Annotated in this window: 28 protein-coding genes, 1 tRNA gene and 2 pseudogenes; 21 read left to right on the top strand and 10 right to left on the bottom strand. The window is 62.9% G+C overall.

Annotation, left to right across the window (positions count from 1 at the left end; genetic code table 11):
- Positions 1–38: 38 nt before the first annotated feature.
- The 10 genes from thrS to FHW64_RS16055 all read left to right on the top strand — a co-directional run bounded on the left by thrS (position 39) and on the right by FHW64_RS16055 (position 8,932).
- Complete coding sequence (thrS, locus tag FHW64_RS16100) at positions 39–1,946, top strand: threonine--tRNA ligase (protein WP_184528001.1); 1,908 nt, start codon at positions 39–41, stop codon at positions 1,944–1,946.
- A gap of 99 nt (positions 1,947–2,045) precedes the next feature.
- Positions 2,046–2,654 (top strand): translation initiation factor IF-3, encoded by a 609-nt coding sequence (gene infC, locus FHW64_RS16095; protein ID WP_260305536.1) that lies wholly within the window; start codon positions 2,046–2,048, stop codon positions 2,652–2,654.
- Between the two features lie 145 nt (positions 2,655–2,799).
- Entirely contained in the window at positions 2,800–3,003 is a 204-nt protein-coding gene (gene rpmI / locus FHW64_RS16090; RefSeq protein ID WP_028253491.1) for a 50S ribosomal protein L35, read from the top strand.
- A gap of 24 nt (positions 3,004–3,027) precedes the next feature.
- Positions 3,028–3,387, top strand: coding sequence for a 50S ribosomal protein L20 (gene rplT, locus FHW64_RS16085; protein ID WP_088957598.1), 360 nt, complete (start codon positions 3,028–3,030; stop codon positions 3,385–3,387).
- A 131-nt stretch (positions 3,388–3,518) separates the two neighbouring features.
- On the top strand, positions 3,519–4,595 hold the full coding sequence (pheS, locus tag FHW64_RS16080; protein ID WP_184527997.1) for a phenylalanine--tRNA ligase subunit alpha: 1,077 nt from the start codon (positions 3,519–3,521) through the stop codon (positions 4,593–4,595).
- Positions 4,596–4,614: 19 nt separating this feature from the next.
- Positions 4,615–7,053 (top strand): phenylalanine--tRNA ligase subunit beta, encoded by a 2,439-nt coding sequence (gene pheT / locus FHW64_RS16075; RefSeq protein ID WP_184527995.1) that lies wholly within the window; start codon positions 4,615–4,617, stop codon positions 7,051–7,053.
- Entirely contained in the window at positions 7,050–7,421 is a 372-nt protein-coding gene (locus tag FHW64_RS16070; RefSeq protein WP_184527993.1) for an integration host factor subunit alpha, read from the top strand. Before pheT ends, FHW64_RS16070 begins: the two co-directional genes overlap by 4 nt.
- A 66-nt stretch (positions 7,422–7,487) precedes the next feature.
- Positions 7,488–7,952, top strand: coding sequence for a MerR family transcriptional regulator (locus FHW64_RS16065; RefSeq protein WP_184527991.1), 465 nt, complete (start codon positions 7,488–7,490; stop codon positions 7,950–7,952).
- Positions 7,953–7,978: 26 nt separating this feature from the next.
- Positions 7,979–8,055, top strand: a tRNA-Pro gene (locus FHW64_RS16060).
- A gap of 478 nt (positions 8,056–8,533) precedes the next feature.
- On the top strand, positions 8,534–8,932 hold the full coding sequence (locus tag FHW64_RS16055; protein WP_260304641.1) for a type I restriction endonuclease subunit M: 399 nt from the start codon (positions 8,534–8,536) through the stop codon (positions 8,930–8,932).
- Between the two features lie 19 nt (positions 8,933–8,951).
- Here the strand turns inward: FHW64_RS16055 and FHW64_RS16050 are convergent, their stop codons facing one another.
- The gene (locus tag FHW64_RS16050; protein WP_184527989.1) at positions 8,952–9,290 is read right to left on the bottom strand and encodes a helix-turn-helix domain-containing protein; all 339 of its coding nucleotides are present in this window, start codon (positions 9,288–9,290) and stop codon (positions 8,952–8,954) included.
- A 180-nt stretch (positions 9,291–9,470) separates the two neighbouring features.
- On the opposite strand from FHW64_RS16050, the gene FHW64_RS16045 reads away from it, so the two are divergent.
- From FHW64_RS16045 to FHW64_RS16030, 4 genes are all read left to right on the top strand, one after another.
- A complete protein-coding gene (locus tag FHW64_RS16045) occupies positions 9,471–10,850 on the top strand; it encodes a hypothetical protein (RefSeq protein ID WP_184527987.1) in 1,380 nt (459 codons plus the stop codon).
- A gap of 120 nt (positions 10,851–10,970) precedes the next feature.
- Positions 10,971–12,512: a VCBS repeat-containing protein gene (locus FHW64_RS16040; RefSeq protein WP_184527985.1), complete on the top strand. Its 1,542-nt coding sequence runs from the start codon at positions 10,971–10,973 to the stop codon at positions 12,510–12,512.
- A gap of 252 nt (positions 12,513–12,764) precedes the next feature.
- Entirely contained in the window at positions 12,765–13,646 is an 882-nt protein-coding gene (locus FHW64_RS16035; protein ID WP_184527983.1) for a hypothetical protein, read from the top strand.
- 12 nt (positions 13,647–13,658) lie between these two features.
- Positions 13,659–14,600: a site-specific integrase gene (locus FHW64_RS16030; RefSeq protein ID WP_221210388.1), complete on the top strand. Its 942-nt coding sequence runs from the start codon at positions 13,659–13,661 to the stop codon at positions 14,598–14,600.
- A 369-nt stretch (positions 14,601–14,969) separates the two neighbouring features.
- Here the strand turns inward: FHW64_RS16030 and FHW64_RS16025 are convergent, their stop codons facing one another.
- Positions 14,970–15,359 carry a TetR family transcriptional regulator C-terminal domain-containing protein gene (locus tag FHW64_RS16025; RefSeq protein ID WP_409350632.1) on the bottom strand — a complete coding sequence of 130 codons (390 nt, stop codon included), beginning with the start codon at positions 15,357–15,359 and terminating at the stop codon, positions 14,970–14,972.
- Here FHW64_RS16025 and FHW64_RS16020 point away from each other — a divergent pair.
- The 5 genes and pseudogenes from FHW64_RS16020 to FHW64_RS16000 all read left to right on the top strand — a co-directional run.
- Positions 15,324–15,698, top strand: a pseudogene (locus tag FHW64_RS16020) (DUF6134 family protein); the annotation flags it as partial. The gene FHW64_RS16025 and the pseudogene FHW64_RS16020 overlap by 36 nt on opposite strands.
- A gap of 151 nt (positions 15,699–15,849) precedes the next feature.
- Complete coding sequence (locus tag FHW64_RS16015; RefSeq protein WP_184527977.1) at positions 15,850–16,110, top strand: hypothetical protein; 261 nt, start codon at positions 15,850–15,852, stop codon at positions 16,108–16,110.
- A 420-nt stretch (positions 16,111–16,530) separates the two neighbouring features.
- Entirely contained in the window at positions 16,531–17,118 is a 588-nt protein-coding gene (locus FHW64_RS16010) for a VOC family protein (protein WP_184527975.1), read from the top strand.
- Positions 17,111–17,374, top strand: a complete 264-nt coding sequence (locus FHW64_RS34865) for an AMP-binding protein (RefSeq protein WP_409350626.1) — start codon at positions 17,111–17,113, stop codon at positions 17,372–17,374. The genes FHW64_RS16010 and FHW64_RS34865 overlap by 8 nt, the downstream gene beginning before the upstream one ends.
- A 196-nt stretch (positions 17,375–17,570) precedes the next feature.
- Positions 17,571–18,389, top strand: coding sequence for a transglutaminase family protein (locus FHW64_RS16000; RefSeq protein WP_184527973.1), 819 nt, complete (start codon positions 17,571–17,573; stop codon positions 18,387–18,389).
- A 28-nt stretch (positions 18,390–18,417) separates the two neighbouring features.
- On the opposite strand, the gene FHW64_RS15995 is transcribed toward FHW64_RS16000, so the two are convergent.
- Together FHW64_RS15995 and FHW64_RS15990 are read right to left on the bottom strand one after the other, a co-directional pair.
- Positions 18,418–19,503, bottom strand: coding sequence for a putative zinc-binding metallopeptidase (locus FHW64_RS15995; RefSeq protein WP_184527971.1), 1,086 nt, complete (start codon positions 19,501–19,503; stop codon positions 18,418–18,420).
- Between the two features lie 28 nt (positions 19,504–19,531).
- Positions 19,532–19,750 (bottom strand): hypothetical protein, encoded by a 219-nt coding sequence (locus FHW64_RS15990; RefSeq protein ID WP_184529246.1) that lies wholly within the window; start codon positions 19,748–19,750, stop codon positions 19,532–19,534.
- A 242-nt stretch (positions 19,751–19,992) separates the two neighbouring features.
- Between FHW64_RS15990 and FHW64_RS15985 the strand changes: the two genes are divergently transcribed.
- Positions 19,993–20,487 carry a hemerythrin domain-containing protein gene (locus FHW64_RS15985; protein ID WP_184527969.1) on the top strand — a complete coding sequence of 165 codons (495 nt, stop codon included), beginning with the start codon at positions 19,993–19,995 and terminating at the stop codon, positions 20,485–20,487.
- A 23-nt stretch (positions 20,488–20,510) separates the two neighbouring features.
- On the opposite strand, the gene FHW64_RS15980 is transcribed toward FHW64_RS15985, so the two are convergent.
- From FHW64_RS15980 to FHW64_RS15955, 6 genes are all read right to left on the bottom strand, one after another.
- The gene (locus tag FHW64_RS15980) at positions 20,511–20,951 is read right to left on the bottom strand and encodes a hypothetical protein (RefSeq protein WP_184527967.1); all 441 of its coding nucleotides are present in this window, start codon (positions 20,949–20,951) and stop codon (positions 20,511–20,513) included.
- A gap of 1,206 nt (positions 20,952–22,157) precedes the next feature.
- On the bottom strand, positions 22,158–22,373 hold the full coding sequence (locus FHW64_RS15975) for a hypothetical protein (RefSeq protein WP_184527965.1): 216 nt from the start codon (positions 22,371–22,373) through the stop codon (positions 22,158–22,160).
- Positions 22,370–22,720 (bottom strand): hypothetical protein, encoded by a 351-nt coding sequence (locus tag FHW64_RS15970; RefSeq protein ID WP_184527963.1) that lies wholly within the window; start codon positions 22,718–22,720, stop codon positions 22,370–22,372. The genes FHW64_RS15975 and FHW64_RS15970 overlap by 4 nt, the downstream gene beginning before the upstream one ends.
- 227 nt (positions 22,721–22,947) lie before the next feature.
- Positions 22,948–23,241, bottom strand: coding sequence for an RNA-binding protein (locus FHW64_RS15965; RefSeq protein ID WP_184527960.1), 294 nt, complete (start codon positions 23,239–23,241; stop codon positions 22,948–22,950).
- Positions 23,242–23,333: 92 nt separating this feature from the next.
- Positions 23,334–23,600: a translation initiation factor IF-1 gene (gene infA / locus FHW64_RS15960; protein ID WP_184527958.1), complete on the bottom strand. Its 267-nt coding sequence runs from the start codon at positions 23,598–23,600 to the stop codon at positions 23,334–23,336.
- Between the two features lie 34 nt (positions 23,601–23,634).
- Positions 23,635–23,862 carry a hypothetical protein gene (locus FHW64_RS15955; RefSeq protein ID WP_260304604.1) on the bottom strand — a complete coding sequence of 76 codons (228 nt, stop codon included), beginning with the start codon at positions 23,860–23,862 and terminating at the stop codon, positions 23,635–23,637.
- 86 nt (positions 23,863–23,948) lie between these two features.
- Here FHW64_RS15955 and FHW64_RS15950 point away from each other — a divergent pair.
- Positions 23,949–24,933 (top strand): annotated as a pseudogene (locus FHW64_RS15950) (3-keto-5-aminohexanoate cleavage protein).
- The last annotated feature ends 119 nt before the right edge of the window (positions 24,934–25,052 follow it).

Here is a 25,052-nt window from a genome sequence, read left to right as displayed (position 1 = left end):
GTACCGCGCTTTTTTGTTTTCTCGCCCGAGGTTTTTCAATGATTCAGATCACGCTTCCCGACAACTCCCGCCGTGAGTTTCCCGGCCCGGTTTCCGTGGCCGACGTTGCCAAGTCCATCGGCCCCGGCCTCGCGAAGATGACCGTCGCAGGCAAGGTCGACGGCCGGCTGGTCGACGCCAGCGACGTGATCGATCGCGACGCCAAGCTGCAGATCATCACGCCGAAGGATGAAGAGGGGCTCGAGATCATTCGCCACTCGACGGCCCACCTCGTCGGCCATGCAGTGAAGCAGCTCTATCCGACGGCAAAGATGGTGATCGGCCCTGTGATCGAGGAAGGCTTCTACTACGACATCGCCTACGAGCGCCCCTTCACGCCCGAGGACATGGAGGCGATCGAGAAGCGAATGCGCGAACTGATCGCGCAGGACTACGACGTCATCAAGAAGATGACGCCGCGTGACGAAGTCATCTCGGTCTTCAAAACGCGCGGCGAAGATTACAAGCTGCGTCTCGTCGAAGACATGCCCGACGAGAAGGCGATGGGCCTTTACTACCACCAAGAGTACGTCGACATGTGCCGCGGCCCGCACGTGCCGAATACGCGGTTCCTCAAGGTCTTCAAGCTGACGAAGCTGGCGGGCGCGTACTGGCGCGGCGATGCGAAGAACGAGCAATTGCAACGCATCTACGGCACGGCCTGGGCCGACAAGAAGCAGCTCGACGACTACATCAAGCGAATCGAAGAAGCCGAGAAGCGCGATCACCGCCGGCTCGGCAAGGAACTCGACCTGTTCCACATTGACGAAGTCGCGCCTGGCGTCGTGTTCTGGCATCCCAAAGGCTGGGCCGTGTGGCAGCAGGTCGAACAGTACATGCGGCAGGTTTACAAGGACACGGGGTACCAGGAGGTCAAGGGCCCGCAGATCCTCGACAAGAGCTTGTGGGAGAAGACGGGGCACTGGCAGAACTACCGCGAAAACATGTTCGTGACGGAATCGGAGAAACGCGACTACGCGCTCAAGCCGATGAACTGTCCTGGCCACGTGTTGATCTTCAAGTCCGATCTGCGTAGCTATCGGGACCTGCCGCTGCGCTACGGCGAGTTCGGACAGTGCCATCGCAACGAGCCGAGCGGGGCGCTGCACGGCATCATGCGCGTGCGCGGATTCACGCAGGACGACGGCCACATCTTCTGCACGGAAGACCAGATCCTCGAGGAATGCGTGGCGTACACGGCGCAACTCCAGAAGGTCTATGCGGACTTCGGCTTCACGGACATCCTCTACAAGGTCGCGACGCGGCCCGATAACAGGGTCGGTTCCGACGAGCTATGGGACAAGGCCGAGCATGCCGTGATGGAGGCGCTGCGTCGCTCCGGCGTTGAGTTCGTGATTGCCCCTGGAGATGGGGCGTTCTATGGCCCCAAGATCGAGTACACGCTCAAGGACGCCATTGGCCGCCAGTGGCAGTGCGGCACGATGCAGGTCGACTTCAACACGGCTGAACGCCTCGGCGGCGAGTTCGTGAACGAGACGAGCGGGCGCTCGCACCCGGTCATGCTGCACCGCGCGATCGTGGGCAGCCTCGAGCGGTTCATCGGCATGCTGATCGAGCACCACGCGGGCGCAATGCCGTCTTGGCTCGCTCCTGTGCAGGTCGCGGTGCTCAATATCAGTGAAGGTCAGGCCGACTACGCATCTCAAGTTGCGAAAACGCTGCAAAATCAAGGGCTTAGAGTTTTGCTCGATCTGCACAACGAAAAGATTACGTATAAAATACGGAAGCATTCGTTGCAAAAGCTTCCCTACATCCTCGTCGTGGGCGACAAGGAGAAGGAAGCTGGAGCCGTCGCAGTGCGCGCCCGAGGCAATCTTGATCTCGGTGCCATGTCGGTCGAGGCGTTCTCCCAAAAGATCGCTCACGACATCCAGCACAAGCTTTGAATTTGAACAAATTCAAGGGCCGATTTTTCGATCAACCCGGCTTGTGAGCGCGAACGCTTCGGTACCCGCTACGGTTTTGTAGCAAATTGTTTGAAGGATCTGACCATCGCTACTGCATTTCGCGACCGCCGCCACCGCGAGGAACGCCAACACCGCCTGAACCGGGAAATCATGGCCCCGGAAGTCCGCCTCATCGGGCCGGACAACGAGCAATTGGGAGTCGTGAGCCTTGCCGAGGCACTGCGCTTGGCCGGCGAGCAGGACGTGGATCTGGTGGAGGTCGTGGCTGCGGCCAACCCGCCGGTCTGCCGGCTGATCGAGTACGGTAAGTTCAAGTACCACGAGCAGAAGAAGGCGGCCGAAGCGAAGTCGAAGCAGAAGGTCATTGAAGTCAAGGAAGTCAAGTTCCGGCCTGGTACAGACGACGGTGACTACAACATCAAGATGCGCAACATCCGGCGCTTTCTTGACGATGGCGACAAGTGCAAGATCACGCTCCGTTTCCGCGGTCGCGAGATCACGCACCAGGAACTCGGCTTGGCGCTGTTGCAGCGCATCCGCGATGAACTCGGCGACTCGATCATCGTGGAGCAGTTCCCGAAGCTCGAGGGTCGGCAGATGATCATGATGATCGCGCCGGGCCGCAGGAAGGCTGGCGGAGCGGCAAAGCCTGCAGCAGAGCCCTCGGCTGCCCCCGCCGCGGCCTAAGGCTCGTCGGGTAGAGGTTATTGAAGGGATTTCGCCACTGTCGGTACTTCGGTACAGGCAGGGTGGGATGAAGAAGTGTCTCGGGGCCAACAAGTCCGTGGAGTATCCGCGGCGCCTCACGAGCACAAACTAAAGGAGCATTCACATGCCCAAAATGAAGACCAAGAGCAGCGCGAAAAAGCGTTTCCGCGTTCGTCCCGGTGGCACCGTCAAGCGCGGTCAAGCCTTCAAGCGTCACATCCTGACGAAGAAGACCACCAAGAACAAGCGTCACCTGCGTGGTGCAACGGCAGTGCACGAGACCAACATGGTTTCGATGGCCGCGATGTTGCCCGGTAGCGGCATTTAATCCAGACGAACAAGGAGTACACACATGCCTCGCGTCAAACGTGGTGTAACGGCTCGCGCCCGCCACAAGAAGGTTCTCGCACTCGCCAAGGGTTTCCGTGGTCGCCGCGGCAATGTCTTCCGCATCGCCAAGCAGGCGGTGATGAAGGCTGGCCAATATGCATATCGCGACCGCCGCAACAAGAAGCGCGTGTTCCGCCAACTGTGGATTGCGCGTATCAATGCCGCTTCCCGTGAACTGGGCCTGACCTACAGCCAGTTCGCCAACGGCATCCGCAAGGCCGGTATCGAGATCGACCGCAAGGTCCTCGCCGATATCGCCGTGCACGACAAGGCCGCTTTTGCCGGCATCGTGGAGCAGGTCAAGGCCAAGCTGGCTGCTTGATTCCGCAAGCAGGTTGCCGTCTCGTGACGGCTCCCTGCGCCCACGGCACAAGGGCTGGCGCTTGAAAGGGCACCAGCCCTTTTTTCATCGTTCTCCAGCGCGCTTTTCTTTTTACGTCGAAGTATTCCCCCATGAACGAGTTGGACTCCCTGGTCGAAACCGCACGCGCCGCCTTTGCTGACGCGAAGGCGCCCGCCGAACTCGAAAATGCCAAGGCGCAGTTTCTCGGCAAATCGGGCCGCGTCACCGAGTTGATGAAGGGCATGGCTGCCCTGAGCGTCGACGAGAAGAAGACCCGCGGTGCTGCGATCAATGTCGCCAAACAGGGCATCGAGGCAGCGCTCACCGAGCGTCGCCAGCAACTCGCCGATGAGGAACTGGCTGTGCAGCTCCGCGCCGAGGCACTCGACGTCACGCTGCCGGGTCGGCGCCGCGTCACGGGTGGTCTTCACCCGGTGAGCCGCACCATGGAGCGTATCGAAGCCATCTTCTCCAGCATGGGCTTCGACGTCGCCGACGGCCCTGAGATCGAGAGCGACTGGCACAGCTTCACGTCGCTCAACAACCCGCCGAACCATCCCGCGCGGTCGATGCAGGACACCTTCTACGTGGACATCAACGGCGAGGATGGCATCCCCTACAACTTGCGTCCGCATACCAGCCCGATGCAGGTTCGGTATGCGCATCAGCACATCAAGAGGTACGCCGCACAGTTCGAAGCTGCAGCGAGCGACGCTACGGGTACCGTCAAGGCGCCTGAGATCCGCGTGATCGCACCGGGGCGCACCTACCGCGTCGACAGCGATGCGACGCATTCGCCGATGTTCCACCAGTGCGAAGGCCTCTGGCTCGGCGAGAACGTGAGCTTCAAGGACCTGAAGGTCGTCTTCACCGACTTCTGCCGCACTTTCTTCGAAAGCGACGACCTGATCCTGCGCTTTCGCCCGAGCTTCTTCCCTTTCACCGAGCCGAGCGCCGAGATCGACATCCAGTTCCAAAGCGGCCCGCTGGCTGGTCGCTGGCTCGAAGTCGCCGGTTCGGGCCAGGTGCATCCGAACGTCGTGCGCAACATGGGCCTCGATCCGGAGCGCTATATCGGCTTCGCCTTCGGCATGGGGCCAGACCGGCTCACGATGCTGCGCTATGGGGTCAACGACCTTCGCCTCTTCTTCGATGGCGACCTTCGCTTCCTGAGCCAATTCCAGTAAACAGAACGAGATCGACGAGATGCAATTTCCCGAGTCCTGGTTGCGCGAGTTCTGCAACCCGCCGCTCAGCAGTGCCGAACTGGCCGAAACGCTCACGATGGGCGGCTTCGAAGTCGAGGAGCGCCGGCCGGTGGCGCCGCCCTTCTCGAAGGTCGTGGTCGGCGAGATCAAGGAGGCTGCCCAGCACCCCAATGCCGATCGCCTGCGCGTGTGCCAGGTGGACGCGGGGCAGGGCGCTTTGCTCAACATCGTGTGCGGTGCACCGAATGCGCGCGCTGGGATCAAGGTGCCGTTGGCGCTTGTGGGCGCCGAATTGCCTCCGGGCGAAGATGGCAAGCCGTTCTCGATCAAGCTGGGCAAGCTCCGCGGCGTCGAGAGCCAGGGCATGCTGTGCTCGGCGCGTGAACTCAAGCTGAGCGACGACCACGGCGGTCTGCTCGAACTCGCCGCCGATGCGCCCATCGGCGCCGATATTCGCGAGGTGCTGAAGCTCGACGATGCGCTGCTCACGCTCAAACTGACGCCCAACCTGGCGCATGGCCTGAGCGTCTACGGCATCGCGCGCGAACTCGCCGCGCTGACCGGCGCACCGCTCAAGACCCCCGCGATCACTCCGGTGGCGACGACCGCGTCGGCAAAGCTGCCGGTCAAGGTCGAAGCGCCCGAACTGTGCGGCCGTTTCTCCGGCCGTGTCGTCAGCGGCGTCGATACCAAGGTCGCAACCCCGGCGTGGATGATCGATCGGCTGGCACGCTGTGGGCAACGCAGTGTCTCGCCGCTCGTGGACATCTCGAACTACGTGATGTTCGAGTACGGCCAGCCCTCGCACATCTTCGACTTCGACAAGATCCACGGCGGCCTCGTCGTGCGCTGGGGCAAGCCTGGCGAACAGCTCAAGCTGTTGAATGGCAATACGGTCACCGTCGATGAAAAGGTCGGTGTCATTGCCGATGACCGCGAGGTCGAATCGCTCGCCGGCATCATGGGCGGCGACGCGACGGCAGTCTCCGACGACACACGCAACATCTACATCGAGGCCGCTTTCTGGTGGCCGGAGAGTGTGCAAGGCCGTTCGCGGCGCTTCAACTTCTCGACGGACGCGGGCCACCGTTTTGAGCGCGGGGTCGATCCGAGTCGTACCGTGGCGATCATCGAGCGGATCACGCAACTGGTCGTCGAGATCTGCGGTGGTGAGGCGGGTCCGATCGACGACCAGACGCTGCGCCTGCCGGAGGCCAAGCCAGTCACCTTGCGTGTCGAGCGCGCAGCGCGCGTCATCGGCATGCCTCTGACGCAGGCTCAATGCGCCGACGCACTGCGCCGCCTTGCGCTGCCGGTCGAGGAGGGTAACGGCACGTTGGTGATCACGCCGCCGCCGCATCGGTTCGATCTGGTGATCGAGGAAGACCTGATCGAAGAGGTCGCCCGGCTCGTGGGCTACAACAACCTGCCCACGACTCCGCCGCTGGCGCCGATCACTGCGCGCATCCGGCCTGAAGCGCGCCGGAGCCGCTCATCGGTTCGTCAAGCGCTCGCGTCCTTGGGCTATCAGGAAACGATCAACTTCAGCTTCGTGGAGGAGCACTGGGAGCACGAGCTCGCCGGCAACGCCAACCCCATCAAGCTGCTGAATCCGATCGCGAGCCAGATGAGCGTGATGCGCTCTTCGCTGATGGGCTCGCTGCTGCAGGTTCTCAAGTTCAACGTCGACCGCAGGGCCGCACGTGCCCGCGTGTTCGAGATCGGCCGTGTCTTCCTGCGCGACGACAAGGTCAAGACGACCGACAGCACCGTCCAGGGCATTCACCAGCCGATGCGTGTCGCGGGCCTCGCCTGGGGCGATGGCGAAGAGGCGCGCTGGGAGGGCAAGGGACGCCGCACCGATTTCTTCGACGTGAAGGGCGATCTCGAGGCGCTGCTCGCGCCGTGTGTCGCGACTTTCGCGCCCGTCGAGCATCCGGCCTTGCACCCGGGCCGCGCAGCCCGCGTCCTCGTGGACGGACATGAGATCGGCGTCGTCGGCGAATTGCATCCACGCTGGCGCCAGAAGTGGGACTTTGCCCATGCGCCGGTGCTGTTCGAGCTCGATCTGGATGCTGTCGTCGCGCGGCCCGTGCCTGTCGCGCAGCCGGTGGCAAAGCACCAGGCTGTGGAGCGCGACATCGCCGTCGTCGTCGCGGAATCGGTCACCCACGATGCGCTGATGAGTGCGATCCGCGAAGTCGCGGACGGCAGTCTGCTGCGCGAACTGTCGCTCTTCGATATCTACCGTCCGGTCGTTGCTCGTGATGGCAGCGTCGCTGCGGCGGGCGGCCTGGCTCCGGGCGAAAAGAGCATGGCCGTGCGGCTCAGTTTCAACAGCGATGCGGCGACGCTTACAGACGAGCAGGTCGAGGCGGCAGTGCATGCGATCGTTGCTCAACTCGGCGCCAGGCTCGGCGCGCGTCTGCGGGTATGAACGCCATGGAATTCACGCTCGAAGCCCTCGAAACGCCGGCATTGACCAAGGCGCACCTGGCGGATCTGCTGTTCGAGCAGATCGGCCTGAACAAGCGCGAGTCCAAGGACATGGTCGAGGCCTTTTTCGATTTGATCGCCAGCAGCCTGATCGAAGGCACGGACGTCAAGATTTCGGGCTTCGGCAACTTCCAGATTCGCGTGAAGGCGCCTCGCCCGGGGCGCAATCCGCGTACAGGAGAAGCAATCCCCATCGGCGAGCGTCGCGTAGCGACTTTCCATGCGAGCGCCAAGCTCAAGGAACAAATCCACGGAAGCATCTCCGAGGAAGCGCCGCAAGAAGTCGAATGGAGCCTCGGCGCGGAGTAAGTTTCTTGTTTGGGCACTCGGAGGTGGAGTAATCTCTGAGGTTTCGCTCGCACCGCCCTGATTTCAATGGAGAAAGCCCTCCCGCCGATTCCCGTCAAACGCTACTTCACGATCGGTGAGGTCGGGGAGCTGTGCGGCGTCAAGCCGCATGTGTTGCGCTACTGGGAGCAGGAGTTCACGCAACTGCGACCGATGAAGCGGCGCGGCAACCGCCGCTACTACCAGCACCACGAGGTGCTGATGATCCGCCGCATCCGCGATCTGCTGTATGACCAGGGATTCACCATCAGTGGTGCCCGGAACAAGTTGCAGGAGTTGGTCCAGTCCGAGCGCGAGCGACGCAAGGCCGGCAACGATGTCCCCCTCGAAGGAATGGAAGCGGTCGAGATCGACCAGGAGGAATTCGACGCCGCCATGCAGGACGACAAGGACGCGCAGCCGCAGCCATCTCGTACGGTGGACGTGTCGCAGCTGCTTCATCTTCGACGCGAGCTCAACGAAATTCGTGCGCTGTTGACTCCGAGTCACTGAATTCGGGCGGCTATAATCTGAGGCTTCGGTGTGTGGCGCAGCCTGGTAGCGCACTTGCATGGGGTGCAAGGGGTCGAAGGTTCGAATCCTTTCACACCGACCAATAATGACGGGGGTTAGCCGGTAAGTGCCTGCTAACCCCCGTTTCATTTTGCCGCCCCGTGCCCTAACGGTGCCCTAAAAGCTGGTGGTTTGTAGTGGTTCGTGTTGGGCATGGTTGCACTACTGCCCAGCCGCCCAGCCGCCCAGCCGCCCGGCCGCCCGGCCGCCCGGGGCCGCCCGCAGGTGCGAAAACTCCGCTTTCCTCGCTGGGGCTCCGAAATACCGCCGCCTCTCGATTGTTGACACAAAATGTCACATTTATGGTATACTGCCCCCACGGGCAAGCCCGGCCGGCACTAGCCAGCTAAGCCCATACCCGTACGCCCCGCCGGCCATGGCGCGGGCGGGCCAAAAGCAGCCGCAAGCGGCCCCTTAACCGGGGTGCCCTTGCGGCTGTTTTCATTTCCAAAACCCCGCGCCCTTTCTCCCACTTTTTGTAGCTGCACGCCTCGTCCCATACGGGCCGGGCGCGCTGCCGCATGGGCGCTTTCAACTTTGAAAGGTACTTTGCGATGATTCCTTTTCTTGCCGCCGCTCTCGACCTGAACCGTTTGCCGCTGTTCCCGCTGGGGCAGGTGGTCGCGACCCGAGGTGCATTGGATCTACTCAAGCAGACTCAAACTGAACCAGACAAGCTACTGGCGCTGCATGTCACCGGAGATTGGGGTGATTGCGATCCAGAAGACGTGCAGACGAACGTCGAGGCGCTAAAGCACGGCGCTCGGCTCATGTCCGTCTACCGGCTTCCACTGGGGACTGGCAGGCGCCACGATCAACCGATTCGCGAGCTTGCGGATGACCTGGCAGACCGAACAGTGTGGGTTATCACCGAAGCGGATCGTGCAGTCACCACGTTGCTCCTCCCCAGCGAGTACTGAGATGCGGACCTTCCAATATCTAGTGCTTGCTAGCTCGTCCCCGACGACGCTTGATCGCGTTTGTGCTAGTAGATCGAGGTGCTCGTGTGAGCGTCGGATCAAATCCTCGATCCGTTGCCAGCGTAGGGCTCAGCATTTCATCGGCCGGAATGCGAAGGGCTTTCGCGATCAGCTCGATGTTGTCGATCGAGATGTTGCGGATGCCTTGCTCCAAGCTCCCGACAAAGGTGCGGTCCAGCCCACATTCGAGTGCGAGCTTTTCTTGCGACAGCCCCAAATGGATGCGCGCCATTCGCACATTCCTTGCGAACAGCGATCGGAGTGTGAGGTGTTTACTTGTGGCTTGTGAACGAGACATCTAGTCGATCGTTCTCAGATGAGGCGTTTGAAGCCACGGTGTTTGAATATCATTAGTGAGTCAGTCAACGTGGAGACTGCCTGTGCGACGGCACTTGCGTCGGCCAACTTTTCCTCATTCTGTATTTATTAATGAGCTTCAAATACATCATTAGTGACAACCAAAAATAGGATTCGCAACATGAACATCAATAGAAACAGTTGGTCTGCGAGAAAAGCCGTTTCTGCTTTCATCGCTACCGCCAGTGCAATGCTGCTTCTCACGGGCTGCGACCCCGAAGCCCCGCCCTGCAACGATGCGGAGGTCACCCGCTCGATGCTGCAAATGGTGACCCAGGCGCACGACGACAACCTCAAGGGCGTGAGCTACAAGACCAGTGACCTGGCCACCATCACCTTGGATGCGCCCGAGGTCACGGCCTACGACGACAAGCTCAAGACTCGCAGCTGCAAGGTCACCTACACCGTGCAGGCACCCAAGGACCGGCCCGCCCAGATGGCAAGGTACGTGGCAGCCATGGAGAGCCCGCTGCTGAACATCATGGGCAACATCGCAGGCCTGTCCGCGGCCTTTGGTGGTCCGGACCCGCGCAAGGATCTGGCCCAGCAGCAAGCCGATGTGGCCGCCTTTCAGCTCTGGAACCAGGGGCCGCTGACCGCCGATCCGGTGCGCAAGAGCGTGAACTACCGCATCCAGAAGGAGGAGGGCGGCAAGGACTACGTGGTGCGCACCAACGTCGATGTGAACGGCTCCATTCAGTACTTGCGTATCGCCGCGCAAACAGACTTGATGCTCAAGCGCGAGGCCCAGCAAGGCAAGGCGCAGGCGGCCCAGCAAGCCGAGACCGATCGGCTCTCGGCCAGCGGCACCTGGCGCAAGGCGGTGGTCATCCAGGACTTTGCCACTGGCCACAACGACCCGTACCACTGCAGCAAGCACCAGCTGTACTGCATGCGGGCGCGCGATGCGCAAGGCGGCATAGGCACCGAGGCCTACTACGAACTGGACGAGCGCAAGGTCGACGAGCGCGGCGCCAACGCGCTGCTGGCGGCCCAGCGCGGCGGTCACGCCGTGTGCCTCACGGGCATCCAGAAGACCGTGAACCCGAACATCTTCAAAGTGCAGGGCTACTCGACGCAGCGCAATGACAAGGGCGAAGCGCTCGATTGCCCGCCCGGTGCTGCACCAGGTGGGCCAGCGACGGTCGCAGCCAGTTCTGCGGCCCAAGCCGAGGAGGCCAAGCTGCAGAAGGCGGCCGACCTGATCGCCGCGGGCAATCCCAACCGCGGTGCAGACACGCTGGCGCCGGCGGCCGCGAAGCAGTCCGGCCCCGAGAACCTAATGTCGGTCGTCACCCGCTACGAGATGTGTGGCGAGGAAGCCATGTGCCTGTACACGGCCAAGGGCAACACGGTGCGCATGAACGCCTTCGGGCTGTCCGACGGCGACCGATTCCTCCTGGCGCACGCCGTGAAGAGCCAACAACCGGTGTGCTTGCGGCAGCTCGAGCGCGTCGAGGGCCGGGAGTTCACCGCCGAATCCGTGGGGAGTTCATGTTGAACCGGGGCAGGTTCGTGCGGAGCCGCACGAGCCGCCTTCATTGCTGATTCCATCCAACGCCCAGGCGCACCTCTTCATCAGGTGCCATGGGCAAGTTCGCAACCTCAAGCCTAAGAACCAATGAAGAACAAGCTACAAACACTCGTCTGCGCTCTTCCCGTCCTGCTGCTCGCTGCCTGTGGTGGCGGCGGGGGAGGCGAGGGCAGCGGAACTAGCAGCGCCGGCGATCCCACGACGCCGACCGCTCCGGTACCCACCGCGCAGCTCACCCTCTCGGCCAGCAAGGTCTCCGTGGGCCAGGCCGTGACCCTCAGCTGGTCCTCCGTCAACGCGGCCTCATGCACCGCCTCGGATGCCTGGAATGGCGCGCAGCCCACCTCCGGCGAAACCACGCTGACGCCCGCCGCCGGCGGCAGCTACACCTACACCCTGCGTTGCACTGGCGCAGGCGGCGACGCCACGGCCAGCGCCCAACTGGTGGTTCCCATGCCCGTGCTGCCCACCAGCTACGAAAACAAGAACAGCATTGCCCTGGACGATCCGACCATCCCCTCGATGTTCGGCATGGGCCTCAACCCCGAGCCGGGCGAGCAGAACTTTTCGCAGCGCGCGGTTGGCTTTGCTGACTTCCTGCAGGAGGGTGCCTTCTCCGCGGTGGCCTACAGCACCTTGTACAAGGGTGTGGACACCGACGGCAGCAACCCGAACAAGTGGCCCGATGCGCCGGCCAAGCTGTACTTCCTGCGCAAGAACTCGCAGGGCCGGTGGACGGACGTGACGAGCACCTTGGTGAAGGACGCGGCCAGCCGCTACACCTGCGTGACTCCGGGCTTCGTGCAGATCGCGGACCTGAACAACGACGGTCGCCCCGACGTCTTCACTGGTTGCACCGGCCCGGACTACCAGTTCGTGAGCCAGGGCAGCGCATGGCAGGACCTGTCGGCGCAGCACGTGCTGCTCAGCCAAAGCGACGGTACCTACAAAGTCGTGCAGTTGCCCATCGCCCCGATCTACGGCCACCAGGCGTCGCTCGCCGACGTGAACGGCGATGGGAACGTCGACATTCTCTCGACGGACACCTCGGCCGCCGCGGGCGGCCACCGCAAGCCGCTGGTGATGTGGGGCCATGGTGATGGGACGTTCACGCCCGACTACACAGCCTTCCCGGCGGACACCCAGAACATGTCGATCTATGGCTTGGTGGCCATTCCCGTCAATGGCAAGCTCAATGTGCTGCTTTCGGGCAATCCGGCCGGCTCCCACGCGGCCGATCCGTCGGACTACGGCACCAAGGTGCTGCAGTTCGCGAGCGGGGCGTTCCAGTACGTCAACGACCTGAGCGCGGGCATCCCCAAGGTCAGTGCCACAGGCCTCAGCTTCGGCTTGATGCTGGATGCCATCTACAAGGATGGTTTCCTCTACACGAGCCGGGTGTCCTTCGACTACGCCTACGAGGGCTACATCAAGACCGACTTTGCCACCGGCCAAAGTGTCGTGCTCAAGGAGCGCACGGGCGCCAGCCCCACGAGCGCCGGCAGCGCGGGCACGCTGAAGCTCACGAGCAAGAACAAACTTGCGAACCAGATGGCAGCGTGCGACCCCGGCATCCAGCCAAGCAACTACTTCTACGAGGTGTGCACGCTGCGCGTTTCCATGCAGTAGGCATCGACTGGTAAATCGGAGGCAGCGGGTGGTGAGAGCGTTGGACTGACGACAGTCCCAGCGCGCACCCCAAAGCATCTCCCCCAAGCGCACCAGCGCACCGCGCACGAGGCGCCGGGTTGGCCACAAGGCCGGCTCGGCGCCTTTGCCATTTCTGGGCGAGCCGCATTCAGGTTCGCCTCTTCCTGAATTCTCAGTTTGTCAGTCGCCCGCTCGGGACGAGGGGGCGGCTGCGCCATCTCGAGCTACTCCATGACCATTCTTCACGCCGCTGCGAGCGGCCCAACTTTGCAGGCCGCGCGCCTGATCGGCGTCGGCGCCACTGGGGCGCGTTTCGTGCAGAGCTTCCATGCCAGCGCGCCACCTGAACACCCTCCCTTGGCGCAGCTGCGCGAGGAGCCCTCCAGTTTCATTCTGATCGCAGGCGGCCAGAGCGATGCCTTGCTGGACCCGGCGGACCTGGGCAATGCTCGCCTGCTCTTTCTAGCCTTTGGCGCGGACGCCCGGCCCGCTGAGATTGAGGCGGCCATGCACCTCGTCTGGGGCATGTGGGCTCGCGAGGGTCATGTCATCGGCGTTGTCATCGCCGGAGAACACTTACGGCCTTCGGGCGACAGCATGCTGGGCGTCCTGTGTGATGCCATCGATGCGCGCATCGATGTGCCCGACGACGACCCCGAGACGCTGGGGCCGCTGCAGTGGTTCTACCTGGGATTGCGTCGAGCGATCCTCGATGGCACGCCATTGTTGTTGGAGGCCGCCTGGGACTGCGACGACGTGGTCGAAACGCTGGGCCTGCCTGAGGTGGAGTTGGTCCTGCTCGCGCAGCCGTTCGACAGCGCCGCGCAATTGCCAGAAGCCATGGTGCAAGCCCTGGAAGAGTTGAGCGGCCATGGTCCTGGCATCGAGCGTGCCCAGGGCATGCTAATCGTGCTGTGGGCGCCACGCGAGCATGGCTTGACGGTGCGCGACGTCCGAGGTGTGGGGCGGCAGGCAGCGCTGGCGATGGGCGCGGGGGCGCTGCACCTGACCATCCGGCTCGGCGGAAATGCTGCCCCGGGAGTGCCGGGCGTGCTGACCTTGGTGGTCAGCTTCTCGCGTCTGCCCATCTCCTTGTCGCCTCAACTGTCCTAGGAGGCGGCGCTCATGAGAACAAAGAATCAGTACGACCGCAAGGTTCAGCTGTATGTGGCCAGCGCCCTGGCGCGGAGCACCCGAGAGGCTTACGCATCGGACCTCGCGCACTTCCGGGCTTGGGGCGGGCGCATTCCCGCTACGCCCCAAATGGTGGCCCGCTACCTGGTGGCGCACGCGTCCGTGTTCAAAGTCGCGACGCTGCAAAGACGCTTGGCAGCCATTTCGAGCGCCCATGCGCAGGTGAAGAGGCCGTCGCCGGCGCGTTCGGCCTTGGTGGTTTCGACGATGCGGGGCATCAGGCGTATGCACGGCGCAGCCCAGAAACAGGCCAGGGCGCTGGAGCTGGTGACGCTCAAGCGGCTGGTGGCGCCCCTTCGCTCCGTACATCCGCTGCGCGATTTGCGTGACCGCACCCTGCTGCTCATTGGCTTTGCAGGCGGGTTCAGACGGTCCGAGTTGGTGACGCTGACGCCGGCGGATGTGCGAATCAGTGCCAGCGGCATCATCCTTCTGGTGCGACGCTCAAAGACGGATCAGGAGGCCAAGGGAAGGGTGGTGGAAATCCCGCGGCGCGGTGGGCGCTCCTGTCCTGTGAAGCTGCTCAGTGCATGGTTGCTCGTGTTGGCTAAGAAGGATCCCCTGGGGCAGCACCGACCGCTGTTCCGGCGAATCGATCGCTACGGGTGTCTGGGGGAGGGGCTGCAGGGCCCCACTGTGGGCGAGATTCTTCGCATGCGAATGAAACAGGTGGGCGCGGACACAGTGGGCATCTCTGCTCACAGCCTTCGAGCCGGCTTGGTCACGGAGGCGGCTAGGGCGGGGGTGCCGACATGGGCGATTCAGCGTCAAACGGGCCAACGCTCCGAGGCCACGGTCCATCGGTACATCCGAAAACTTGAGGGGTTTGAGCGCAACGCGTTCAAGGAGCTTGTAGGCGGTGCGCGATGCTAACGGGCCATGAAGCGCGCTGACCCGCCCCTTGAAGTTCCGCTCGTCTGCAATGGGCTGGAAAGCGGTATGCGAAGTTCCCTGCCGCGCACGGCAGCTCGGTGCCCTCAGCTGACCTTCGGTTTCCACAAAGCTGCCGCACGATGGAGCCACCGCTTTTCGCGGTGGCCATGCTCGTATCAGCCGATCGCGGCCACTAAAGACCGGCCAGGAAGGTGAGGTCGCGGTGCGAGATCGAATGTAGGCAGCGCCAAGCCGACATCCGCTGGCAGCGATCTCGCCGCTCTGAAGCTGCCGGTAGTACACCCTCGCAGTCACCCGTACGAGGCCCCATCTTCGATCCCGCGGCCGCCGACGCCGTCGTCATTCCGATCAGGAGCGCTTCCGCTTCTCGCGCGACAACCTGCCTTGTGCGGCCTTGCGACGACCACTCGTGGCCGTTGCCGGCTGGCGCTGCGTCGCAGCCAATCCAGCCTCGAGCACGAGCGTCGCAGTGGCCAGCACCTTGTCGCGCGTTGCCTCGTCGAGCTTGAAGGCGTCGTTGCGCACGGCCAGCGTCAGCATGCCGTTGAACATGCCCCACAACGCGGTCGCCATGGCGGCGGCATCGATGTCGGCGCGGATCTCGCCGCTCGCGATGCCGTCGCGCAATGCCTGCTCCAGCTTGCCGTTCATCTCGGTCACCAGCGCTGTCAGTGACTTGGCGGCTTCCGGGTCGTCGGCGGGGAGGCGAGCACGGACGACGACGGCAAGGTGTCCCAGGTGCGCGCGCGTGCGGGCGACAGCGGCCGGCTCGACGTCACCGTCAATAGCGCCTCGCGCTCGCTTTCCGGCTGCACGATGACCTTCGCGTACTGGAATCCGGCCCTGCGGTTGCAAACGAGGCTGCTGAACCCGCAGAGCGGCGCGGATGAGTCTGTGCGGGTTCGCCGCCTCGGCGATGGCGCGCTGGATGTGCGCGGCGAGCCTGTCGCGGCGCAGCACTGGCGCATCGAGGGACCGGCCGCGCCGCTGGACGTGTGGTACTCGGTGCAGGGCGACTGGATCGGGCTCGACGCCGTCGTCGCGGGCGGCCGCAGATTCAGTTATCGGCTGCAATGAACCATCATCAACGACGCCTCACCAAGGCACATTCGTCCACCTCAGGCAACGACAATCGAGTTCAATAGCAAGCGTGCTCAGGTTGCCAATGCGCCAGATCGCTTAGATTCCGACTCGCGGTATAGCCAAATTTCGGTGAACGGAGTTGAGAATGGAACAGATAGAAAACCTTGTGCAGGTCGAAACCGGACCGCGTCATGTCATTCAGGGTACCTACCAAGGCGTCCGCATCCAAGTGATCGCCGGCTACAGCATCGAATCCGACGAGTGGCTTTTTCATGTGTACCTTCACGACAACCAGGGGCGCGCCGATCGCCTGACGGACCGCCCCACGAGTCATCGGGCCCACAGTTTGCAGGACGCTTTTGACCAAGGCCTGGAACTCGGCTTGCTGCATCTGAAAGCCAAGTAGAGTCTCTCAGACTTTCGAGCCTTGGGCGCCTCACTTGTCGCAGAAGTTGAAAGGTATCGGGCGGCGGACCTGCGGCGCGGCACACGACTTCAACAATCTGGCAGTGTTTGCCAGCGCGGTGTAGTTGCTGGAGCGTGGAGCGCGATATGGGCGCGCAGCAGCGGGAGCGTGCCCTTGCAACCGTGTGTTGTGCCTTGGCACGAGGAATCGGACTGATGCGCCAACTCCCGATCACCGTGCAATGCATCTGCGTGGCCAAGGCCGCGAATGAATCTTTTCGGAAGGATGCGGACCGGCGAGGGGCGGCCCCGGCGAGAAATTCGGGCCTGTTTGCTGATTGTGAGCCTACTATCGAGGCCTTCACTCGTCCAGCCAGCACCGCAGCACGCCGGGCCTTGTGTCACTCACAGGAGTTGAAACATGAACCCCGCACCGCGCATGACGTTCTCCCACATGGGCCTCTATGTATGGAACATGCCTACGATGGTCCAGTTCTACTCGGCGGTGCTCGGATTCTCAATCACCGATCGCGCCAACATTTGCGGCGTCGACGCGGTCTTCCTCTCGCGCAGTCCTGATGAGCACCATCAGATCGTTCTGGTTCCGGGTCGTGCGCCAGGCAGACCCTCTACCATCAGTCAGATTTCGTTCCGGGTCGTCTCGTTAGCGGAATTGCGCCGCCTTCATGTCGAAGTCGAGGCGGCCGGCGTCGCGGGCATCAACCCGACCAACCACGGCGGATCCTGGTCAATCTACTTCCTGGACCCGCAAGGCAATCGAATCGAACTGTCTGTGCCGACGCCCTGGTATGTGCCGCCAATCTCTATTCCACTCGACATGGCCTCGTCAGACGAAGAGATCTACAGGCTCACCGAGAGCACTGTGGTCTCCACGCCAGGGCAAATGAGGCGGGCGGAGTGGCACGCATACCATCATGACCGGCTGGTCCAAGAGGGAACCATCGAGCAGTGCGCTCCGATGACCGCGGAAAAGCTCCCTCATGGGTAGTACTTTCATGCGGCCGGCGGGGTCGTGCTGGCGTGAAATGTGCCGACGCGGATTCGCCGCGGCAGTTAAGTTCGCCCCTCTTCATCCATGGCGGCGACGGGGCGGCGCCCCAAGGCATGCTGCGCTCGAGACCCTGATCGAAAACGCAACGCCTGTCGGGGACGCGGGCTGTGCAGGCGACGATCTGGCCTGCATTCTCTACACCGGCGGAACCACGGGATTCCCCAAGGGCGTCATGGCGCGGCCCCGCGTATGACCAACGTGAGGCTTTGAACACGCCGTGATGCGCGGGATCGATGGAAAATCGATCGATTCTGCCGCCGGTTGCTCGCCGCTTCCGCCACGGATTGCGTCTTGGCGTACCTCTCGATCTGCACGCGCTGGGGCGAGCCTATTTGTAACCATACCGAGAAGTTCCTCCGGAAGTACCAATCAGAGCGCATGATGGGTTCATGAACATCCAGCTCGGTTTTGAGATCGCCTACCAGTTCCCGCAGCCGACGCCGATGATCCTGACGCTCAGCATTCACTACTCGCGCACCTCGGATCTCCTGCGGCCGGACCATCTGCTCACCAAGCCGGCGGTACCCACCACCGCGTACCGCGATCTGTTTGGCAACTGGTGCACACGCCTGGTAGCACCCGCGGGACGCTTCGTGCTGAGTACGGATACCGTCATCCGCGACAGCGGCGCGCCAGACATCGTCGCGCCCTCGGCACCGCAGACGCCGGTGGAGTACCTGCCCGAGTCCACCTTAATCTATCTGCTGGGTAGCCGCTACTGTGAAACCGACCTGCTGTCCGATTTCGCTTGGCAGCGCTTTGGGAGCGGACCGACAGGCTGGGGCCGCGTGCAAGCGGTCTGCGATTTCGTGCATCATCACATCGAGTTCGGCTACCAGCACGCCCGTCGCACCCGCTCCGCTCTGGACGCCTTCAAGGAAGGGCAAGGCGTTTGCCGCGACTATGCGCACCTGGCAATCACCCTCTGCCGCTGCCTGAACATTCCTGCCCGCTATTGCACCGGCTACCTCGGCGATGTCGGGACCCCGCCCCCTTATGGCCCGATGGACTTTGCGGGTTGGTTCGAGGCTTTCCTGGGCGACCGCTGGTATACCTTCGATGCCCGCAACAACGTGCCCCGCATCGGCCGCGTTCTGATTGCGCAGGGGCGCGACGCCAGCGACGTGGCGTTGTCCAGCACCTTCGGCCCCAACGAGCTGACTGGATTCAACGTCCGGTGCGACGAAGTGGCGGCGACTGCAAGCTGACCATGAGGGTGCGCTCGCATTGGTGCGTTCAGGAACGCGGCAGGAAATTCATCGACATGCGTCCGGTGCTCCCGGCACGCACCACGCGGTGGATGAAGTCGAGCTTCTCGATCACCGGCGGGACCACGATGAAGGGGTAGCTGTCATGCGCGCCGAGGCTGCGGTCCATCGCGTTGATGAACTGCGAGACCGGTAGCCATTGTTCGGCGATGGAGTCGCGGATGGATTCCGCGTTCAGGTCGAGCGGGCGGACTTTCAGGGCGGGGCCGGACGGCGAGGCCGCCTCCAGGTGCGTGCCCCAGGAGGCGGCAGTTTCCAGACCGTCCACCATGTGCAGGTAGTGGGCCCAGGTCTCTGCCCAGTCTTCCCACGCATGCGAACTCGCGTAGGCGCTGATGAAGCGCCGGGGCCAATCGGGGTCGGGCGACGAATAGTGAATATTCAATGCCGCGCCGTAATCCGCGCGCTCATCGCCGAAGAGAGACCGGAACTCGTCGATCCACGGCGTGCAGCGCACCAGCCGGTCCCAGTAGTAGTGCCCGATCTCATGGCGGAAGTGACCCAGCAACGTGCGGCTGGGCTCGTGCATCAGCTGGCGGGCATATTCGCGGCGCGCATCGTCCGCCTCGGCGATGTTGAGCGTGATGACGCCTTCGTCGTGCCCGGTAAGGACATGCTCCTGCGGGCTCACTTGCTCGAGAAACTCGAACGACAGGCCGTTGACGGGGTCCTCCAGCTTGTTCGGCGTCGGCAGCACGAGCTCGATCAGCGTGTAGAAAAGACGGCGCTTGGCCTGTTCGAGCACGGCCCAGTACCCGTGGTTCTCCGCCTTGGCCAGTGCGGGAATCGTGTGGGTCGTGCGGCACGACAGGCAAAGGTGATGCCCGGTGGCCGAGGGCACCATCCAGTTGCACACGTTCGCCCTTCGATTGGCGCACGGGCTGTACGCGGCGCCTTCCGGACCCAGCCGGTGCCATGAGTCTTCGCCCGATTCATCGAAGGCCAGCATGCGCTGCTCTTCGGGCGCGTAGCCGAGGGTCGAACCACAAGCTTCACAACGAAGGTTCTCGAAGAACACGCGATTGCCGCATTTCGAGCAGGTCATCTGCTTCATCGCGTCCCCTTGACAGGCTGCACGTGCGTCAACGACGCTTCTTGACGCGCGTGGTCGGAGTACTGCGGGCCGGCTTGGGCGGCGTGGTCCACAGCTTGATCCACTCTGAGCTCGCCGAGGACGCGGCCGAGGTGCCCGCGCGTCTTGCTTGCGCAGTCATTCGGCCCCGCGCGGAGCCAGCGGCGGAGTTGGCCGCGCTGAGCCACATGCTCATGAGGGGGTTCTTCTTCAACCAGGGGTTGGACATATCGATCTCCGGTGTTTCCAGCGGACCATCCTGAGGGACCTATCCTGACAAGAGTGGAGGGATAGACCCGTGGTGTTGTGGGATCGGACGCCGTTGTCGATGGGCGGCGAGAACGCGCACGCCTATGCGCCAATGTACCCGACGCATCCTCTTCCGCCCCCAAGGCCACGCGGCGACCTCCTACGCGGCATCGTGGTCGAGGGACGCACTCTGGCACCCCCCGAACCCAACTGGAGCCCAAGATGCCCACCACCAAACGCGCCGAACCCGATGCCTGCAGTCTGCTGGATGCAGACCACCGGCAAGTCAAGAAGCTGTTCAAGGCATACGAAGATCTGACCAAGTCAAAAGCCGCTAGCGCATCGCAGAGGAAGCGTGAGCTCGCAAAAGAGATCTGCGCGGAGCTGACCGTGCACGCCCGAATCGAAGAGGAGATCTTCTATCCAGCCGTGCGTGGAGCGCTCAAGGAAACCGACCTCCTCGATGAAGCGGAGGTGGAGCACGCGACGGCGAAGGACCTGATCGCCCAGATCCAGGATGCGACGGAGGTGGATGACATGTTCGACGCCAAGGTGACGGTGCTTGGCGAATACATCGACCACCATGTCAAGGAGGAACGCAACGAGATGTTCGTCAAGGCGCGCGCGGCGCGTGGGCTGGACCTCGTCGGAATGCGCGAAGAACTGGCGGCCCGCAAGGAAGAGTTGATGGCCGAGCTCTCTAGCGCAATCGCCTGACACGTTGTCCGATCCCGGGCAGCTCATCGGGCCTCGGGGATCATCTGGCCCACCGTTGCCGAGTCACTGCTCGCAGTGATGCCTGCGGCATTGGCGGGTAAGCCCCATTGCGAAACAGCAGCGCGCAAGGCCTGCATCAACTCCTTTGCCATCGCATGGAGCAGACGGACCTCGGTGTTGTTCAGATGCCGTGGCGAGAAGACACCAGGCTTCCAGCACGAGGCCATCCCGCCATCGAAGCGGCGCGCCCGCACAAAAGCGCGAAGTCCTTTGGTTTGAGGCACAGTGGCCGCAGACTGAAAGGGATCGGGGGGATCTCGTAGTTCGCCCGATGCGCCGCAAACTTCCTGTGTGTCCGCTTCGACAATCGACACCATGGTCAGCGGCACGTCGAACACGTCCGCAGCGCGCTGCCATGCCGCAATGAAGTTCGGCTGGGTGCGGGTCCAGTGCGCCGCTCGCATGCAATGCGTCCAAGCGCTCGGCTTCCGCCTCAGGGAATGGTGGCTTCCCTGAATCGCTCGCGGAGCCGCGTCCCGGTCCACTCGGTGAGGCGAACGGCGGCTTCGCCCATCGACGCCACAACCGCTTCAGCACCCATCGCACGACCCGCCTCGTCTCCGAGTAGTTTGGGCGGTGCGTTCCATAGTCCCAGCACGATCCCGACCCCGGCCATCGCCGCTTGAGGCGACGACTGAAAGGGCGCGCCTGGACTTCTGGGTCTGGACTGAAGCAAGAGAGGCAGCCGTACTGCACGCCGTCGAGCGCGCGCCGGCAATGAACTCCGAGGTCGCCGCGCCCATGCCGCACGACCCGGCCGCGCATCCTTGCACGCAAAGCGAGTGGGCCAGCATGCGCGACGCGAGCGCATCGATTTCCCACTTGCCGCCGCTGCAGACGACGGCCGGCGCGCCGGCTTGCCGCTGGGGTTCCGGATGCAATCGCGCAGCTCTTCGATGATGGACTCGGTGCCGATGACACACGATGACAGTGTTCGGCGCTCGCTACGTTGGCGTGGTCACTGGAGGCCACCCGCAGGGACGGGCAGGCCGATGTCGTTGTAGAAGCCGAGGACGTTGCCGTCCACCACCTGGTCGCTCGCAAGCTCGGTCGCTCTTCCAGGTCATCGGCGAGAAGGCGTTGATCCATGCGGGTCGGCGGGTCGAGCGCTGCCTGGCTGCCGAGCAGAACGTTCAAGAGGTGAAGTCTGGGCATGCCGGCCGATGACCATCAGGCAAACAGTAAGCGGCGCGAACATGATCAGGCCAATCGGACACCAGAGCGCCGTCCAGAACGTGGCCGCCACGAGCAGAGACATCGCCGACAGTCCGGTTCGCGCAAATGTGGATCTGAGGATCACGGGACACTTGCACGGCGGCCGCTGATGCCGGTCCTGATGACTTTTCCTGCGGAACCGGCTTCGACCGAGGTATCGATGGACTTCCACTATTTGCGCAGGATCGAACACGCGTCGTTTCCGCTCGTGGTGAACCGGCCGACCCACTGCCGCTCGCGGGCATGGTCACGATCTGCGACGAATCCAGCTGTGTGGATGACGCCAGTTCACCTCTCAGAGTCGCAATCCAAGGAGTTCACGCTGCACGGCCGCACGAACTCCGACGCTGGTGGACACTCGCCCCCTTGGGTCTGGAAAGCGAGCTTCGAGAACGCTAGCGAAGGGGCGCGGGCCGATCCGGGCTGCCTAGGAACAGCGCGGGGAATTGTCCGAGCTCATCCTCGAATGCGCGCCGCATTTCACGGGTCATCCGCAATTGCTTGCTGGCGCGACGCCGAACCTTGAGCGCGCGTACCAGCAAACAGCACAGCGCCCCGAAGCTGAGTGCGATCGCGAAACTGCCTATTGCCTCGATGACGAAATAGGTCATTCGGCGATTTCCTCGCTCAACCCGTCCGAGAACTCGCGATACAGAGGAAAGCTTCTCTCTTCCGCCCAGTTCTCTGCGACCAGCACCAGCGGATGTGAACGGTTGTGCATGAGGAAGGCGCACAAGGCATCTCTGGCGTCGTCCGTTCCAAGTGCTGAGAGCATCTCGGTCTTGCAGCAGCCATTGGCACCCACGACGACCCTCGTCCTGGTCTCATGGCAAACAAGGCTGTATCGGGTGACAAGGTTTTCGTCGGAAACGGGAACCAGATGGAGATCAGGCGGAGACATCAAACTCGCCGGCTCGACCGAGCCTTGCAACGCCCGGAGATGGCGGGTGGGAAACATAGGATTTTCCTGTTGGGAGGAAGGCGGGACGCCTCGAACCCGCATCTTGCGCGCGATCGCTCGATTCACCTATGAGTCTTTTCGGCACTGCCGACGGTAGTGCCTTCAATCTTGAGCCAGACCCCATCACTGCGAGGGGAGACACTGTGTGTTCGATCCTGCGCGAGTATTGGAAGTCCATCGATACATTGGGCGAAACCGAGCGCTCCGTAACGGGTGGCTCCCGCTTAGTATCCGCGGCCGCCGTTGCGATACGAGCCACCGCTTCGCTGTTCCATTGGACGGGCCACGTTCACCGTCAGCGCACGGCCATCGACCTCCTTGCCGTTCAGCCCTCGAATGGCGGCCTGCGCTTCGTCGGACGTAGCCATCTCGACAAAGCCGAATCCTTTCGAGCGGCCCGAGTCCCGCTCCATCATGATCTTGGCCGAGTCAACCTGGCCGAACGCGGCGAACTGATGCCGGAGGGTGTCGTCGCGCATCGAATAGGAGAGGTTGCCGACGTAGAGTTTGTTTTCCATGGAAGTCCTTGAATGGTTGGTTGTGTCGTGCCGGCCGCGATGTGCGGGTCCGGCGCAGGGGGTGAGTGAATGGGAAAGCGACGGGGCAGGCCTTAGCGCCGTGGCCGTCTCGCGATGGAGGCGCCACCTAGGGCGCGCGGCTCCAGATGCCGAAAGGTCAGCCGCCCCTTTGTCAGGTCGTAAGGCGACATCTCGAGCGAGACACGATCACCCGCCAGTACGCGAATGCGATGCTTACGCATGCGACCGCCCGTATAGGCGATGAGCGCGTGCCCGTTGTCGAGCACCACGCGGAAGCGTGAATCGGGCAGAACCTCTTCGATTCGGCCCTGCATTTCGATAAGTTCTTCTTTGGCCACCGGGCTCCCATGTTGAAGTGAAGGATTGAGACGCTCACGGCAATTGGCTGTGAGCCGCCATGCGCCGTCCCTGATCGAGCGCGTAGCACATCGCTTGCGATTCGCTCGTGAAGCGCGGCAGCAGCCGGAAAACCCGGTCGTGCATGCCTCGGCGGAGGGAGACCGACGCGGCATAGGCATTGGCTCCAATGAGTTTCGTGAGCGGCGTGACAAGGTACTTGCCCACCGCGATGGTGTTGTTCTGCATGTAGATGGCGGGCATTCGGCCCGGCGCAAACGACATCCGTCCCTTGCCGGGAGAGCGGTCGCTTATTAGATCGGAGGAGAAGCCGGTCCGATGTCGTGTGGATGGACTGGCGAGGAGCTTGCCTAATGAAGACTGACGATCTTCAAGGGGTGTCCGGGAAGAATGTGAGCTGCATGTTTGCAGTCATGTCAAGCAACCATTGCGGCAGCAAGCAAGCCGCAACGATGAGGGCAGTATACACGTGGGCGTGCACTCGTGCTCTTGCTACCGCAATTTCCACGCCGGGGAGTGCCAACTCTGCTATTGCGGCAGGCTTTGGGTCGAGTCGACGTGGGACTCTACGTCGAGCGTCACGCCGCGAAGGAAGCGCGATAGGGTTTTTCACCAAAAGTCCGTGCGGCCAGCCGATTCGTGCCCCGAACGACACCCAAACTCTGGCGAATCCAGAGATGACCAGAGCCTACCTCGAGATGACGATTCCCGCCGGTCCTGAATGGGTCGAGGAGCACATCCGCCGACTGACGGTCAACGGCATCCAGACCCACTTCCAGTTGGCCGGCATCTCGCAGCTGGAGACCGTCGAGCGAATGATGCGGCGCGGCGTTGCGAATGTGCCCCTCATCCTGACCTGGGTGGCCATCGGTGGCGGCTTCGAAGCGCCGAACCTGTACAACCTGGCCAATTTCGTGCGCATGCCCGGACGGCTCGGTGCTCACGCTCGAAACCTCCATGCGCAATGTCCTGCCGCTGAACATGATGGCCATAGCGCTCGGCCTGCACGTGCGCTGCGGCATCGAGGACAACATCTGGAACCAGCGCCAGACGGGCAAGATGACCACCGTCGAGCAAATCGAGCAGTTGGTACGCATCGCCCGTGGGTTCGCCCGCGAAGTCGCCAACGGCAAGGAGGCGCGGGAGATCTACTGGATCGGCACCTTCTACGAGAACGCCGACGAGGCGTTGGCGCAATCGAAAGCCAAGAGTCGAAGCTTGAGCCCGCCGCCCCGCGCCGCGGGGTGGGTTCGCTGGTTCAATGCAGCATCGGCTCGGGGGTGGACTATGACTTGCCCATGGTTCGCTTCGTAGATGGATGGAAGGCCGTTGTGCAGCGATTCTGTTGAAAAACAGGTGGGCAGCCGCACTCGCCGCGCCCCTCTCTCTCGATTCACGAGGGAGCGCGTACCTCCGGGGCGTCGACCGCCCGG

The organism is Variovorax sp. Sphag1AA, from assembly GCF_014192575.1.
Lineage (GTDB): Bacteria > Pseudomonadota > Gammaproteobacteria > Burkholderiales > Burkholderiaceae_C > Variovorax.
The sequence above is the reverse complement of the archived record's forward strand: the minus strand, read 5'-3'. Positions and strand labels throughout refer to the sequence as shown.